The sequence below is a fragment of the Lysinibacillus sp. YS11 genome, from assembly GCF_002896375.1.
Classification (GTDB): Bacteria; Bacillota; Bacilli; order Bacillales_A; family Planococcaceae; genus Lysinibacillus; species Lysinibacillus capsici.
Map to the genome: position 1 here is coordinate 2,034,216 of NZ_CP026007.1, position 13,669 is coordinate 2,047,884.

19 protein-coding genes are annotated in these 13,669 nt (G+C 36.6%); 15 read left to right on the forward strand and 4 right to left on the reverse strand.

Going from position 1 to position 13,669, the window contains the following annotated elements; all coding sequences use genetic code 11:
• Positions 1-227: 227 nt before the first annotated feature.
• Positions 228-734 carry a hypothetical protein gene (locus tag LBYS11_RS09960; protein WP_103118013.1) on the forward strand — a complete coding sequence of 169 codons (507 nt, stop codon included), beginning with the start codon at positions 228-230 and terminating at the stop codon, positions 732-734.
• Between the two features lie 202 nt (positions 735-936).
• On the opposite strand, the gene LBYS11_RS09965 is transcribed toward LBYS11_RS09960, so the two are convergent.
• Positions 937-1,680: a site-specific integrase gene (locus tag LBYS11_RS09965; protein ID WP_103118014.1), complete on the reverse strand. Its 744-nt coding sequence runs from the start codon at positions 1,678-1,680 to the stop codon at positions 937-939.
• A 231-nt stretch (positions 1,681-1,911) separates the two neighbouring features.
• Here LBYS11_RS09965 and LBYS11_RS24115 point away from each other — a divergent pair, with 231 nt between their 5' ends.
• Positions 1,912-2,073 carry a terminase gpA endonuclease subunit gene (locus tag LBYS11_RS24115; protein WP_115674642.1) on the forward strand — a complete coding sequence of 54 codons (162 nt, stop codon included), beginning with the start codon at positions 1,912-1,914 and terminating at the stop codon, positions 2,071-2,073.
• A 13-nt stretch (positions 2,074-2,086) separates the two neighbouring features.
• Positions 2,087-2,332, forward strand: a complete 246-nt coding sequence (locus tag LBYS11_RS23960; RefSeq protein ID WP_199768309.1) for a terminase gpA endonuclease subunit — start codon at positions 2,087-2,089, stop codon at positions 2,330-2,332.
• Between the two features lie 283 nt (positions 2,333-2,615).
• Here the strand turns inward: LBYS11_RS23960 and LBYS11_RS09975 are convergent, their stop codons facing one another.
• On the reverse strand, positions 2,616-3,191 hold the full coding sequence (locus tag LBYS11_RS09975) for a hypothetical protein (protein ID WP_158539211.1): 576 nt from the start codon (positions 3,189-3,191) through the stop codon (positions 2,616-2,618).
• A gap of 878 nt (positions 3,192-4,069) precedes the next feature.
• Here LBYS11_RS09975 and LBYS11_RS09985 point away from each other — a divergent pair.
• The 9 genes from LBYS11_RS09985 to LBYS11_RS10030 all read left to right on the forward strand — a co-directional run bounded on the left by LBYS11_RS09985 (position 4,070) and on the right by LBYS11_RS10030 (position 10,752).
• Positions 4,070-4,501: a BrxA/BrxB family bacilliredoxin gene (locus LBYS11_RS09985; protein WP_004228455.1), complete on the forward strand. Its 432-nt coding sequence runs from the start codon at positions 4,070-4,072 to the stop codon at positions 4,499-4,501.
• Positions 4,489-5,277, forward strand: coding sequence for a class I SAM-dependent methyltransferase (locus LBYS11_RS09990; protein ID WP_103118017.1), 789 nt, complete (start codon positions 4,489-4,491; stop codon positions 5,275-5,277). Before LBYS11_RS09985 ends, LBYS11_RS09990 begins: the two co-directional genes overlap by 13 nt.
• Before the next feature lie 63 nt (positions 5,278-5,340).
• A complete protein-coding gene (locus tag LBYS11_RS09995; protein WP_103118018.1) occupies positions 5,341-5,895 on the forward strand; it encodes a hypothetical protein in 555 nt (184 codons plus the stop codon).
• A gap of 4 nt (positions 5,896-5,899) precedes the next feature.
• Entirely contained in the window at positions 5,900-6,391 is a 492-nt protein-coding gene (locus LBYS11_RS10000) for an immunity 22 family protein (protein ID WP_103118019.1), read from the forward strand.
• A gap of 103 nt (positions 6,392-6,494) precedes the next feature.
• Complete coding sequence (locus LBYS11_RS10005; protein WP_103118020.1) at positions 6,495-7,256, forward strand: ANT(4')-I family aminoglycoside nucleotidyltransferase; 762 nt, start codon at positions 6,495-6,497, stop codon at positions 7,254-7,256.
• A gap of 495 nt (positions 7,257-7,751) precedes the next feature.
• Positions 7,752-8,546, forward strand: a complete 795-nt coding sequence (locus LBYS11_RS10015; protein WP_103118022.1) for a nucleotidyl transferase AbiEii/AbiGii toxin family protein — start codon at positions 7,752-7,754, stop codon at positions 8,544-8,546.
• Between the two features lie 193 nt (positions 8,547-8,739).
• Entirely contained in the window at positions 8,740-9,219 is a 480-nt protein-coding gene (locus LBYS11_RS10020; RefSeq protein ID WP_004228445.1) for an RNA polymerase sigma factor, read from the forward strand.
• Positions 9,216-9,725 (forward strand): hypothetical protein, encoded by a 510-nt coding sequence (locus tag LBYS11_RS10025; protein WP_066037867.1) that lies wholly within the window; start codon positions 9,216-9,218, stop codon positions 9,723-9,725. Before LBYS11_RS10020 ends, LBYS11_RS10025 begins: the two co-directional genes overlap by 4 nt.
• Before the next feature lie 250 nt (positions 9,726-9,975).
• The gene (locus tag LBYS11_RS10030; protein ID WP_004228443.1) at positions 9,976-10,752 is read left to right on the forward strand and encodes a basic amino acid ABC transporter substrate-binding protein; all 777 of its coding nucleotides are present in this window, start codon (positions 9,976-9,978) and stop codon (positions 10,750-10,752) included.
• Between the two features lie 59 nt (positions 10,753-10,811).
• Here LBYS11_RS10030 and LBYS11_RS10035 read toward each other — a convergent pair whose 3' ends face one another.
• A complete protein-coding gene (locus tag LBYS11_RS10035) occupies positions 10,812-11,261 on the reverse strand; it encodes an SRPBCC family protein (RefSeq protein WP_103118023.1) in 450 nt (149 codons plus the stop codon).
• A gap of 204 nt (positions 11,262-11,465) precedes the next feature.
• The gene (locus tag LBYS11_RS10040; protein ID WP_054549302.1) at positions 11,466-11,903 is read right to left on the reverse strand and encodes a MarR family winged helix-turn-helix transcriptional regulator; all 438 of its coding nucleotides are present in this window, start codon (positions 11,901-11,903) and stop codon (positions 11,466-11,468) included.
• Positions 11,904-12,053: 150 nt separating this feature from the next.
• Here LBYS11_RS10040 and LBYS11_RS10045 point away from each other — a divergent pair, with 150 nt between their 5' ends.
• From LBYS11_RS10045 to LBYS11_RS10055, 3 genes are all read left to right on the forward strand, one after another.
• On the forward strand, positions 12,054-12,458 hold the full coding sequence (locus tag LBYS11_RS10045; RefSeq protein ID WP_004228436.1) for an Ohr family peroxiredoxin: 405 nt from the start codon (positions 12,054-12,056) through the stop codon (positions 12,456-12,458).
• Positions 12,459-12,480: 22 nt separating this feature from the next.
• Positions 12,481-13,107, forward strand: coding sequence for a nitroreductase family protein (locus LBYS11_RS10050; protein ID WP_016995324.1), 627 nt, complete (start codon positions 12,481-12,483; stop codon positions 13,105-13,107).
• 67 nt (positions 13,108-13,174) lie between these two features.
• Entirely contained in the window at positions 13,175-13,534 is a 360-nt protein-coding gene (locus LBYS11_RS10055; RefSeq protein ID WP_048394575.1) for a DUF1304 domain-containing protein, read from the forward strand.
• Positions 13,535-13,669: the final 135 nt, after the last annotated feature.

Below are 13,669 nucleotides of genomic sequence, written 5' to 3' on the forward strand. Positions count from 1 at the left end.
TTAATAAATTTATTCAAGGTTTCCCCTCTAAAGAGGTAAAGAATTACACAAATGAAGAAACTACATACTTTATAAATGGAAATGTAGAATACTATAAATTTTATTTAATTAAGTTCTTACCTATTAATATTTTTAACGTATTAATAGTATTATGTATATTACAATTATTTTATGAAATACCGATAGTTAGTTACATATTTAATATTAATTTACCAACATTCAAAGAGTTGAAAACTTGGATAAGTTTAGCCTCACCACTAATAGTAATTTTAATAATTGTTCTAGCATTTTATTTTTTAAGCCCATCTGGATTAATAAGAACTACAAAAAAAGCTGTTCATAAAGATAATTTAAAAACGCAAATTGAATTTCATTTTAAACATAAAGGGTTATTTTATAGGGCGTTACGTACTGCTAACCAAAATGTAGGATATATTATTAATAATCAGAAGGATTTTATTGAAAATAGAATACATAAAAAAGCTTTTTATTTAGAAAATTTACTTGATATTGATGAAATTTCATTATTGGCAAAAGCAATCAATAATTTTAAAGTCGAAAATTCCAATTTGGAACTATTTACTTTCGGGATTAGTCATAAGGTTTGTTATGATTTAGAAAGAGAATTTTCTAAACAAATGGATGAAAAGAAATTTCAGAAATACTGCAAAGTATTTTTATTACAAAAGAATCCTTTAATACGTTTTATTTTTCAAAAAACGATGAGTTTTTAGTTGACAAATTTAGCAAATGTATTTTAAATAGCATTAAATTTCAAATCTATATTCATAAATATCTTAAAATAGTTGAAGAGAAAATTGTTAAAAAACATAATATATTTGATTTCTTATCATTTATCACTAATAAAGATAAATAAACCATAATAATTTAAATGTGGAGATACTCTTTAAGAAATTAGTATCCCCATTTTTATCTTCACTCTTCCAACAACTCAGTAAACTTATCATGCATCCTCTCAGTAGCGGCCATGCGCATCCCAGATGTAACATGCAAATAAATCTTCGTTGTTGTATCAGAATTCTTATGTCCAACCCGATTCATAATAAAGTTCAAATCCACCCCAGCCTCTGCCAACAGACTAATATGTGTATGCCGGAGGATGTAGGTGCGGAATTGTTTGTTGATGTCGGTGAGTGCACCGATGCGCCGGACGGTTTGGTTGAGCATTTTGACGATAGGGGGGATGCCCTCCTTATCGCCGAAAACAAAGTCGGACTTAGCCCATTCTCGATACTCGCGCCATTTGTAAAGCTGCTTTAATTTCTCCACTACAATATTATCAATATCGACGGAGCGGATGCTGCCTGCAGTTTTGGGTGGAGTGAGCTCGAAGTCACCCCTTATACTTTTCTTTGCATACACCGTTTTGTTGATGTGTATGACCTTCTTCTCCAAGTCCACATCCTCATACTTTAAGGCAACAGCTTCGCCTGGTCGCATTCCTGTAAAAGCGATAGCGTAGATTAACGTGCGATATATGATATTACGATGTTTGTCCACGTAACTTAAAAATTCCTTCAGTTCATTGGTTTCTAAATAAAGCTTCGCTGTGTCCTCACTGCTTGCTTCCTCTAACGTCATTTTCTTCTTCGGCACAAAAGTAGCTTCCACAGGATTCATTTCAATCAATCCAGATTCTTTGGCATAGGAAAATAACATTTTGGCTGTATTATGAGTACCGCGTAGCGTATTATAGGCTGTTCCATTATCAAATAGATGATTGAGCTATCCTTGTAATTCGATAGACGTGATTGCGGTTATTTTCTTTTTCGCCAAATAGCGATTGAGTAGGGAGATGCAATAGGTACCTTTAACTTCTAATATTCTCGTATATTTACTATTTAATATCTATATACAGAAGTTGAATGGAAATCGTGTCAGGGGAAATGGATTGCTCGAAATACTGAAGCAAAGAAAAGTGGATTTCATTTAAACGCCCTTGCATCTCCTTGGGAGAAATGGGCAAAGATTTTAGATGAATTTAATGAAGCAAAGCGTAAAGGTATAGAAACCTTAAAAACGAGGGTTAATACAACGCTTGGTGAGTCGTGAGAAAAAAAGACGAATGATCAAAGATCATGATAAACCTATTTCTCGACGTATTGGCTATGAATGCGAAGTACCAAAGGACGTATTAGTATTGACGGCTGGAGTTGATGTTCAAGATGACCGATTAGAAGTAGAAGTTGTGGGTAACGCTTCTTTTAATCCTTTTGTAATAGCCGTTTGTCGTCAGATAGGTTCAGCATTAGAACTGAATTATACAGATAATTTAAAAGGTACAACAATAGAGATCCGTATTCTTATTTAGCGAGTATGGGAATCTCCGAGGCACAATTCAAGCTAGACATTTTTAATGGCTTGGAGGAAGTAAAAGGGACGGAAATTACAGAAGCGAAAGTTATACTTAGTGATACAAAAACTATTCCAGCAGTGATTATAGATGGTAGGACACACGTTTCAAGTATGAGAGCTAGCCGATCTTTTAGGATTATAACTTGTTAAAAAAAATGAGAGCAAAACAACAAAATTGTATGAAATAATTTTTTTAGCCCAGGTGCTTAATAATCTTGGACCTGGGCATTGTTTGAGAATTAATGAAGAAGATTGAAAGTAGTAATTTTATTTTTATATGCAGAGTCTTTATAAATATGAACTTCAGATAAATCTTGTGTGTATAAAAGTGGCCAATCTGGATGAGGTCTAGTATAGTGTTTTCTCTTATAGTAAACAGTAGTCCATGAGTTTGATATACTTGCTAAAATGCCTGCTGCAATACTTGTTAATGTAACAGCACCATCAATTTTTTTATCGGCTAGAGAGAATACAATTCCCATGGCAATTGCCAAAGTAGTTGCTGTAGCGCCAGCTACATTAAAAGAGCCTTCATGAGTTGCAATGTATTTCCATTCAGAACCTCCAAATCCTGCATCTACAACTACTGCTGCAGGAGCAATTTGTGGATTACCTGAATTAGGTCCTCCAATAAGTATGCCTTCAAAGGTTGGAGCACTGGGCTCTTCTATTACAATAGTTTCATTCCTAAGAACTTCTTCTACTAAGTTGTTTATATATTCCATTGTTTCTGCAGAAATTTCTTCCCCATTGAGGAATACTACGCCGTTGGAAGCGTTATGTATTACTTCGTCTGTTTTTGTTCCATCATTCAACAATACTTTTGATATATCACCATTTTTTGTAGCTTCAATTGTATAGTTCTCGAAAGTTTCAACAATTGAATTTTCCGAAGAGTCAACTGATTGCTGTACGCGCTGTTTTCTTCAGCTTGTGCTATAGCTGGTGTAATTGAAGAAAGCACAAGTGTTGCACTAAGACCATAAGTAATTATTTTCTTTATTTATTTCCCTGTTTTCCAATTAATTGGTATAACATATAATAATATATATTGCTAAAAGAGAATATTCAACTATATTTTCCTATTGATATAAATTAAAGGGGGCTTTGTTATTGAATTCCCAAAAAAGGAAATACATCAGCAAATTTTTATTATTGATAATGGTCCTGTTAGTTATACCAAGTGCATTCAATCCTATATATATTAATCTGGCATTTGCACTTTTAGGGTTAGTCGTAATTAATAAAAGTTTCGATTTTAAAAGTGAAAATAAAAGAAACTTTATTAAGTCTTTAAGCACAGGAATATTTGTATTTCTACTATCCGTGAGTATTGCAATTTATAATTTATTTTTTGTGTAAGTTTTGAAGTTTATATAATATTCTCTTAGAAGAATGTAAATGAATAGTATTTAGCTTTTCTTTTATTTTTTTTAGCAAACTAACTGGAAAAAGCCCGAGAACTCATTAATTTGAGCCTGGGCTTTTTATATTTCCATAAAATAATTTACTATGATTGTATATATTTCATTTTTTAGGTGTAACGACCCCAAATAAAACCACTATCCGTTACACAAAAAAGTCACATTCCCCCCGAAAACCCACGAAATCAGGCGAAAAGCATGTCTTTGTACATTCACAGAAAACCTTGCTATAATAAGGTTTGCGAATACATAGGAAAGAGGGTAAAAGCATGAACGCTTATGATGAATATATGAAGCAGGTTGTGAAGCCGATGCGTGAGGAGCTTGTGGAGGCTGGTTTTACGGAGCTAACGACTGCGGATGCGGTGAATGAATTTATGGCGGAGACAAAGGGAACATCGTTAGTGGTGATTAACTCGGTTTGTGGTTGTGCGGCAGGTCTTGCTCGTCCAGCGGCGCGTGAGGCAATTGCAGCGGTGAAGCCAGATCATCTTGTGACGGTGTTTGCGGGGCAGGATCCAGAAGCGACTGCGGCGATGCGTGGTTATTTTGAGGATGTGCCACCTAGCTCACCATCTATGGCGATTTTAAAGGATGGGGAGTTGGCTTACTTTATCCCACGTGAACAAATTGAGGGATTCCCTGTGGAGCAGATTGTCTCTCATTTAACTGGCGTGTTAGAGCAAACATGCGAGAACTAAAAACGATTGTGACGACAGCGGGCAGACCAGACGATGTATCGATGGCGCTCGCTGCTTTTGCGTGTCAAGAATTAGGTGCTGCGTTTGAGCCACGAAACAAGCGCTCTGTTCGCAAAATTTCGCAGGAGTTGCAGGCACATGTGATGGTCGCTGGGAAGAATCGCTTTGAGTATTATGCCTATGGGGCGCAGGAGCCGTTTTTCTTTCACCCCAATTCTGCGGCGTTTCGATTAAAGCGTGTGGCCCGTGGTGAGGCAGAGCCTTTTTTGGAAGCGGCACAGCTTCAAGTGGGGGATTCGGTGTTGGATTGTACGTTAGGTTTAGCGTCAGATGCCATGTTAGCGGCTTATACAGTGGGTGAAGCAGGTCGTGTTGTGGGACTGGAAGCAAATCCAAATGTAGCGTTTATTGTTAGACAGGGGATGCAAGCCTATGATACATCCGAGCTACCGTTAACTGCCTGTATGCGACACATCGAGGTAATACAGTCTGAGGCTGTTCGCTATTTAAAAACCCTATCAGACAACGCATTTGATGTGGTTTATATGGATCCAATGTTTGAGAAGGTTATAGAAGAGGCCAATAATTTTCAGGCATTACGGCTAGCAGGGGAGCACGTCACATTAACCGATGAATGGGTTTATGAAGCCAAGCGTGTAGCGAAAAAGCGTGTGGTGTTAAAGGCACATTTTCGCTCAGAGTGGTTTGCGACCTATGACTTTCAGCAGCATGAACGGATAACTGCAAAATTTCATTATGGTGTGTTAGAGGTATAGAGGCTTGTTCTTGTGACAAGCCTTTTTTTAGTATATGGTAATAAAAGAGGAGGGTGGAATAATATGGTGAACAATGATAAACGAACTCCCTTTGAGCTAGACTTGCTGGCGAATGCACAGTCGTTGATCTGCACGAAACCTCCTATTCCATGGGCGTATGAAACGAGCATTGCTGCCAATGGTGTTTTGGCTTGCGGTTGGGATCATGAGGAAAACATTGTGTTAATTAGTGGCTCTGGCTATAGTATCACTGAGCCTATAACAGGTCGTCGTCTTCATCGAGAACGAGATGTGGATGAAACCTACGACAGAATGAGTGATGACCGTTTAACATTTCAATTGCCTCAGGGGACAATATCTATTTTCGGCTTTGAAGCTGGGGATGGGATTCATATGACAGCAGATGGCTGGCAGGTTGAAGTTATTTATCCTTGGTGGCCACGTGCCACAGTAGTACTCGATTATCTTTATACAACTAATTATACTTATTTAAAAAATGCGACAGCTATTGATTTACAGCGATTGGATGGCATGATTAAATGTGGATTTTCGCCATCTGGCAAGCATTTAATAATAATGGGCTCAGGCGGTGCATTGATTTATTCGAGAAAGGGATGAGGTCATGGATGATGAACAAAATGGCTATGTTTCCATATGGGCTGGTAATTTTACAAGCGAAGAACAGTTACATACATATCTTGCCACTGTCTATCAGGGAGAAGATGAAACGGACGAAGCCTTTTCACAAAAATTAGCAAAGCTTTTTTTACCAGAAAATCAGCACCGTACTTGTGAGGAAGAGTTTAAAGCACTTTATGATGAGTTCTACAATCAATTTGAATACGATTTCGGCTTAACCTTCGACGAGGATTTTTGTGAAGCGCTATTTTACGAAGCAGCTTCAAACCAACTTAAGCAACTGCTTTGTGATGAATTTTCCTATTCGCAGCAATTTAAACATCAAGTGCTAGCCAAAATGAGGAATGAACTACAGAAAGCTTATAATGCAATAATTTTACTATATGACATGAAATATGAGGGTCACATTCAATCTGTAAGCCATGAAGCGTTTCATATCGATTTTGTATGCTCTATTAAATTACAGGAAATGTGATGAAAGGAGGTTTTGATGATGTTACCAGCAAAAATTCCTCGTTAAGCCCGTGGTCCACCTTGGTTCAATAACAACGATCTTACTTATAAAAGGAGCGATGTAAATGATTGGACCAAGAAAAAAGACAAGTGATGAACGCATGCAGATTGCCCATTCGATTGCGCAACAAGTTCTCGCAAAATATGGAGGAAATGTTCGAGCAATTGGTATTTATGGCTCGTTGGCTAGAAAATCAGATGGTCCGTTTTCTGACATTGAGCTTAAGTGTGTCTGTCATCAATTAGATCACAGCTATAGCTATGAATGGACAGCAGGAGATTGGAAGGCAGAGGTTAATTTCGATCAAGCAGAAGTGATTATCGAAGAGGCAATAACGGTTGAGGAAGATTGGCCATTAACCAATGGGAAGTTTTTCGATTTACAGCCACTTTACGATCCTTCTGGCTTTTTTCTAGAACTCAAAGACAAAGCGGCCACTGTGGAGAATGCCCGATTTAAGGAAGCAATTTGCAAAACCATTGTAGAAGAAATGTATGAATACATGGGGAAATTAAGGAACATAGCTGTTCAGGGTCCCACCACATTTTTGCCGATACTGGCGATGAAAATAGCGATGACTGGTGCCATGATAGTAGGATTACACCATAGGCAGTGCTATACAACATCTGCACAAGTATTACCTGAGGCTTTAGCGATGGATGATCAGCCACACGGGTTAAAAGCATTAGCTGAAATGGTCATGACAGGCAATCTAACGAATCCTCAGCAAATCATAGCTGCCTGTGAAAACTTTTGGCAAACACTTCTCCAATGGACAACTGAAAAGGGTTATCAGATTAAATGCTCTAAGGAGATTCCTTGGTAATTTTTTATAGACCTTTACTTTTGTAGTATAAGGTGCTATAATAGAACACGTGCTATTTTAGGTAGCATATTTCCGTAATCTGGCATTCTGCTTTTTGTTTTTGTAGATACTTATTCACACTGGCGCATGCTTTGGGGCTGCAAGGACGCAAAAGATGGTAGGGTTTGCGTTGCTTAAGTTAGAAAGCACACAGTGGAATTTTACCGCGGTGATGAAACGAATCTGGTTTCAAGATAATATTCCCCAGACGATTGGGTTGAGACTTTTACAATTTACGAGAATGTTACCTATAAATACTAAAGGGGTAGTTTCGCAACAGCGAGGCTGCCCCTTGTCTAATTTTAAGGCCAGTCATGTCCAACCATGACAGGCCTTTTTGGTATACATTACCGTTTACTCTCTTCCATAAATAAGTGATAATAAAAGCATGAATTTTAGTAAAAATCTAAATTCTGCATAAAAAAATCAGAAAAATCAAAAAGGTGAGGGATGTCAATGGGAAATATCGACACACTATCGACGAATGTCGTGACACAATTAGAAGAAATGGCTATACGGAAAGACAATATGGATCAGCTAGTATCACGCTATTGCCAAGAAAGACTGCTTTATCGTCTATCCATATCCTCCTATGAAGATCAATTTTATCTAGATGGGGATCTATTATTATTTGCTTTAACAAATGGATTGGTGAAGCCTTCCAAAGAAGTCACGCTGACTGCGCAAGCAAGCGTTCATCAACATGATATAGTGAAACAGGCCTTTAAAGAAATTTGCTCACTAGCAATACCAGCGGATGGTATTGAATGGGATGCACAGCGGATCGAATCGTCTGTATCGAATGACAATATTCAACTAAGCATACCAGCTACATTGGGCAAAATGACTGTATACATAGAAGTTAGGATTACCTTTAAAGAAAACATGCGAATAACACCAAAGACCATTAATTTTCCAAGCTTGCTAGACAATAAGGCTGCGGTGGTTTATACATATCCAACAGAATTCGTACTGGCACAAAAATTTATCGAAATTTACCAGTACCCAGCATTAGAAAAGACTGAAAAAACAATAAATGAAGTACAACAATTGCTACAAACGCAAACTATTGAAGGACGAAGATTGCAGGCGTATATTGTGGACTTATTTGATCGTCATCATTTTACAATCGAGCTAACTTCTACACTCGAGATGACAGGGATTCTGAAACAATTCTTTATCCCTATTTATGAAGCGATTTTGGCTGAGGACGAATTTTTCAAGCAATGGAACAATCGAGCATGGCAATGAAGAGAGGGACCCGCAAATCATCTACGGTTTGCGGGTTTTTGCATGGCTATTATTCAGTAATTTATTAGGGGGATACATTTGTATGTCTCATGAATGGTTTCTTCTTTTTATTAAAATGTAGCTAAAGTGTATCTGTTGCACGAATAAATAAAGTTGAATCGTATTATGTCATGAAGGAGGTTAGGTGAAAAATATGATAAAGTTTGCTGGCTTAAGTGTGCAAGAAATTGTCCAAACATATAGTGACACCCTCATACGAATTGCTGTGCAACAGACCAAAAATATGGCTGAGGCGGAGGACATTGTGCAGGAGGTTTATATGACACTGATGAGGCAGAACAAGCCCTTTGCTCATGAAGCACATTTAAAGGCTTGGCTCATAAAGGTGACATTTAATAAGTGCAAGGATTATTTTAAGTCCTCACGTGTGAAGAAGACGGTACCCATTACAGACGAAATGGCCTTTATTGCAAAAGAGGAGCAGATGGTTCTTACTGAAATTTTTGAGCTTCCTTCAGAAGAGAGAGTCATTGTTTATTTACATTATTACGAGGGCTATACAACGGCAGAAATTGCTGATTTATTAGAGATCAACGTAAATACAGTAGGCTCAAAGCTCAGAAGGGCACGAATGAAACTGAAAACGATTCTAGAAGAGGGGAGCAAAGTATGATGAATGCTTATAAGAATGTGATGAAGCAGATTCATGCTTCTGAGGAATTTAAGCGTAAGATGCAGGAAGAGATGATGAAATATGAAAAGAGGTCCTTTATGAAAAAAGTAAGAATTAGTGTTGGAAGCTTAGTAGCCTGTGCAGTGATTGCTGTCCTTGCTATGGTAAATATAAATCATGATACACCAATTGATTTGACGGAGAGAATTGTTGCGGACCATTCAGCTCCTGCGGCAAGTGCGCTAGTAAATATCGAAGGGACCATTACAGAAGTCGGAGAAGATGGGCTGAGCTTTACATTGGATAACGGTATGGAAGTAGTCGTGACAGATAAAACCAAAATAGGAATAGATGGACCGACAGCACCACCTAAGGAGGAACAGCTATTTGAGCCTACTTTTAGAGTAGGTAATTTAATTGGCGGCTATACAGAAGATACCTCCTCAAACCCAGTTCAGGCTGCTGCCATTTATACAAATTGGAATTTTGAACATCCAATACGATAAAGATTTAGATGCGCAAAAAAGAATTTCCGAGGGGAGATTCTTTTTTTATAGCTTCTGGTTAACTATTTATTCCTTTTTATCCTAAAAACGAGATTGAATAATACTATTTATAAAGAAATGATTATTTTTATACAAAAAAGTATTGTCTAAAGAGAATATTGTCACTATAATTTACGTAATAGTCTTACATTTCCGAATTGCGAAAAATAATACGCATTATGGAAAAAATATCATACTAGGGGGATGGGCTATGAAAAGAAATTTAATGGTGTTGCTTACAATTATGGCAGCTTTCACGCTAGTTTTAGCGGGTTGCGGCTCGAAAGACAATACATCATCAGGTGATGGAGATAGTAAAAAAGTTTATAAGGTAGGTACTGAGGCTACATTTGCACCTATCGTATCTCTTGATGATAAAGGGAATATTGTAGGGATTGATGTGGATGTGTTACAAGCAATCGCGGATGAAATGGATTTTGAAGTGAAGTGGGAAAGTATTGGTTGGGAGCCTGTATTCCAAACAATTAAAAATGGTGAAACAGATATTGGTGGTGCAGGGATTACAATTACGGACGAGCGTAAGGAAACATTTGATTTTACTGAGCCGTACTACGAATCTCAATTATTAATCGTGGTGAAAGAAGATTCAAAGATCCAATCATTGGATGAATTAAAAGATAAAAAGATTTCTGTACAAATTAATGCTACTGGTCATATGGCTGCCAAGAAGCTACAGGGTGAATCTAGTCCCAACATTTTTGCTTTCGAAAATCAACCAATTGCTATTCAAGAGATGCTAAATGGCAACGTAGAAGCGGCGATTGGAGATAATTCAGTTGTTTATGAATATATCAAGGCACATCCAAATGACAAAATCAAAGTAATTAAAGATGATTCCTTCGAAAAAGAATACTATGGTTTCATGGTTCAAAAGGGGAACAAAGAGCTTTTAGATAAGTTAAATGAAGGCCTTAAAAAGATTAAAGAAAACGGTAAGTTAAAAGAAATTACAGGTTCAGACTTTTAGTAATAAATAAACCGTAGAAGCTCACCTCAAGGGGAGTTCTACGGTTTATTTTTTAGGTGCTAGTCTTGCGCTTCAGCAACTGTTTTGACCCGTTCTAAAAATTGTACGACTACTTTGTCCGATGCAAACAATAAAAATAATTTGACGAACCATTTTAACGCATTATTTGTTACGGAATAAGTAAAGGAAGTCTTTGTTTCATTTATTTTATTTAATTCATAGTAAGCCGTAATTTCAAACAAATTAGCGAGTACAAAGCCTACTTTCAATATTTTTTTATCAGGTGTATTCGAATATTCCAATGTTTCTACATCATACGTTTCGATACGTTTTCCTTCTTTATATTTTTGGCGATAAATACTGCCAACCCCTTCTTCTGTTACTTTTACAGGCTTGTTTTCAATTACCTGTGGCATAATCTTCTGCATATCAGCTAAAGAGCCATCAAGTAATTTCCAAACGTTTTCGATGGGGGCATTTATGTTTATAGTCTTTGTCCATGTTTTCATCCAAACACCTCTACTTTCAAAATTACTTATCTATGCTGTAAATTAAACTAATTAATAAATGTAAGTATACTAAATTTTAACGGTAGCCACATGATTATTAACATTTGAGGAGATAAGGGAGAGAAAAACAAAAAAAGATTGAAGCCAATGTAGCTCCAATCCTTCTTATTTACATATTCATCCTATTAATGGAATAGCTATGTGTTAGTTTTCATCTTTTATTTTCCAATCGTTATAAACGATATCTTGAAGTACATTTTTCAGTTGTACAAATTGCTGCTCTGAGATATTAGATTGCTTCATCACTTGGCGGGACACTTCAGGTAGTTTCCTTCTTACATCTACGCCTTCCTTGGTTAAATATATTTTCATTAATCGTTCGTCCTCCTTAGAACGTTCACGACAAATGTAATTCTTTGCCTCTAATTTTTTTAACAACGGTGTTAATGTTCCTGAATCTAAAAATAAACGTTGGCCCAATTCTTTCACCGTTATCTGTTCGTTTTCCTCTAAAGCTAATAAAGTGATATAGCCTGTATAAGTAAGATCGTAAGGCTTCAATAATAATGTATATTGCCGAGTGATTTCCTTAGATGTTGCATACAAAAGAAAGCACAGCTGATTATCTAAATGATTAGGCATAAAAATCCCCTCTTAAAGTTCTTCTACTACCATTTATATTAAAAATAAAGTTCCTACTTGTCAAACGCAATTAAATTGTGTACAATTCAATTTGTAAAAATTAGATTGTATGCAATTTAATTAATAACAAAAGATAAGGGGTTTTCAGTTATGAAAGAATTATACGCAACTACAATGATTAATGAAGGTGGCCGTAGTGGCACATCCTATGCAGAAGATCAATCTTTATCATTAAAAATTGCACCACCAGGCTCCAAATTAGCGGATGTTACAAACCCAGAACAATTATTTGCGGCTGGCTATAGTGCTTGCTTTAATAGTGCATTAGATTTAATCAAACGCCAAAAGAAACTAAAAAATGCATCAACCATTAAAGTAACAGTGAAATTAATGGAGCAAGCTTCTTTTGACTATGTGCTTGCAGTGGAAATCGAAGGGCATATTGAAGGACTAGCAGTGGAGGAAGCACAGGAATTATTAGAGGTCACACATACGGTATGCCCATATTCAAAAGCAACAATGGGCAATATTAATGTAACAATAAAAGCAGTTTAAATTGTGAAAAGAGGGAAACTACATGTTATCAAATACACCATTAAAACAAATTATGCAAATGCGTAAATCTGTTCGTAAATACAATGCAGAGACTAAAATTCCGCGTGAAACAATCATGCAGCTGCTGCAGGATGCTACTTCAGCACCTTCTTCAAGTAATATGCAGCCATGGCGCTTTCTTGTCATTGATGATAAGGAAATTCAGAAGAATATCAACTTCTTTTCATTTAATCAAGAGCAAATCGAAACAGCCTCTGCCATTATTGCTGTCATTGGTGATATAGAGATGTATGTAAATGCTGAGGAAATCTATGCAAAAAACGTGGAGCTGGGCTATATGCCAGAACCAATTGCCAATAAGCTTGCACAAGATGCGCTGACAATGTATGGTTCAGCACCAACAAAAACATTAGAAAATATCGTACACTTTGATGCTGGCTTAGTATCGATGCAAATCATGCTATTAGCGAAGGAAATGGGCTATGATACCGTTCCGATGGGTGGGTTTGATAAAGCAAAATTCGCTGAATACATGGAATTACCAGCAAATGAAATTCCTATTTTATTATTAGCCATTGGTGAAGCGGCAGCCCCAGCATATGGTTCTTCACGCCTACCAATAGACCGCATTGTTCGTTTTAATAAATAGTTTCAAGCAATGTCCTTGATACACTTGAGGACATTGCTTTTTTAAAGATTTTTTAGGAGGGAATAGGATGTCTTCATTAACTTTTATTTTAAGCTTAGTCGTAGCAGCTGAGCATTTGTATATTATGTATTTAGAAACGTTTGCAACTACTTCTAAAAGAACAGCAAAAACATTTAGTCTTTCTGAAGAAGCATTAGAAAATGCAAATGTTCAAGTTCTTTTCAAAAATCAAGGCGTTTATAATGGTCTGATTGCGATCGCCTTATTGTATGGATTATTTTTGTCACATCAGCAAACTGAAATTGTTGCCATTTTTTTAATCTTTGTAATCATTGTCGCTTTGTATGGTAGCTTAACAAGCTCTAAATCGATTCTATTAAAACAAGGTGGACCTGCTATTTTAGCACTTATTAGTTTATTTTTCTAAAGGAATCTCTACAATAATAAAAAGATTGAAGTTAATGTAAACTCAACAACAGACATTATACATTATCTCTGTTCTAATGGAAGTATAGTGGAAGGCTTATATAGTTGTGAGCAAAGATTTCTTTTTAAGGAAGAT

What these genes read in the sequence shown, in the direction of transcription:
- LBYS11_RS09965 (WP_103118014.1), bottom strand. Translation starts at nt 1,680, where the DNA reads ATGTTATTTTCCTATGCCAAAGAATCTGGATTGATTGAAATGAATCCT.
- LBYS11_RS23960 (WP_199768309.1), top strand. Translation starts at nt 2,087, where the DNA reads ATGATCAAAGATCATGATAAACCTATTTCTCGACGTATTGGCTATGAA.
- LBYS11_RS09985 (WP_004228455.1), top strand. Translation starts at nt 4,070, where the DNA reads ATGAACGCTTATGATGAATATATGAAGCAGGTTGTGAAGCCGATGCGT.
- LBYS11_RS09990 (WP_103118017.1), top strand. Translation starts at nt 4,489, where the DNA reads ATGCGAGAACTAAAAACGATTGTGACGACAGCGGGCAGACCAGACGAT.
- LBYS11_RS09995 (WP_103118018.1), top strand. Translation starts at nt 5,341, where the DNA reads ATGGTGAACAATGATAAACGAACTCCCTTTGAGCTAGACTTGCTGGCG.
- LBYS11_RS10000 (WP_103118019.1), top strand. Translation starts at nt 5,900, where the DNA reads ATGGATGATGAACAAAATGGCTATGTTTCCATATGGGCTGGTAATTTT.
- LBYS11_RS10005 (WP_103118020.1), top strand. Translation starts at nt 6,495, where the DNA reads ATGATTGGACCAAGAAAAAAGACAAGTGATGAACGCATGCAGATTGCC.
- LBYS11_RS10015 (WP_103118022.1), top strand. Translation starts at nt 7,752, where the DNA reads ATGGGAAATATCGACACACTATCGACGAATGTCGTGACACAATTAGAA.
- LBYS11_RS10020 (WP_004228445.1), top strand. Translation starts at nt 8,740, where the DNA reads ATGATAAAGTTTGCTGGCTTAAGTGTGCAAGAAATTGTCCAAACATAT.
- LBYS11_RS10025 (WP_066037867.1), top strand. Translation starts at nt 9,216, where the DNA reads ATGATGAATGCTTATAAGAATGTGATGAAGCAGATTCATGCTTCTGAG.
- LBYS11_RS10030 (WP_004228443.1), top strand. Translation starts at nt 9,976, where the DNA reads ATGAAAAGAAATTTAATGGTGTTGCTTACAATTATGGCAGCTTTCACG.
- LBYS11_RS10035 (WP_103118023.1), bottom strand. Translation starts at nt 11,261, where the DNA reads ATGAAAACATGGACAAAGACTATAAACATAAATGCCCCCATCGAAAAC.
- LBYS11_RS10040 (WP_054549302.1), bottom strand. Translation starts at nt 11,903, where the DNA reads ATGCCTAATCATTTAGATAATCAGCTGTGCTTTCTTTTGTATGCAACA.
- LBYS11_RS10045 (WP_004228436.1), top strand. Translation starts at nt 12,054, where the DNA reads ATGAAAGAATTATACGCAACTACAATGATTAATGAAGGTGGCCGTAGT.
- LBYS11_RS10050 (WP_016995324.1), top strand. Translation starts at nt 12,481, where the DNA reads ATGTTATCAAATACACCATTAAAACAAATTATGCAAATGCGTAAATCT.
- LBYS11_RS10055 (WP_048394575.1), top strand. Translation starts at nt 13,175, where the DNA reads ATGTCTTCATTAACTTTTATTTTAAGCTTAGTCGTAGCAGCTGAGCAT.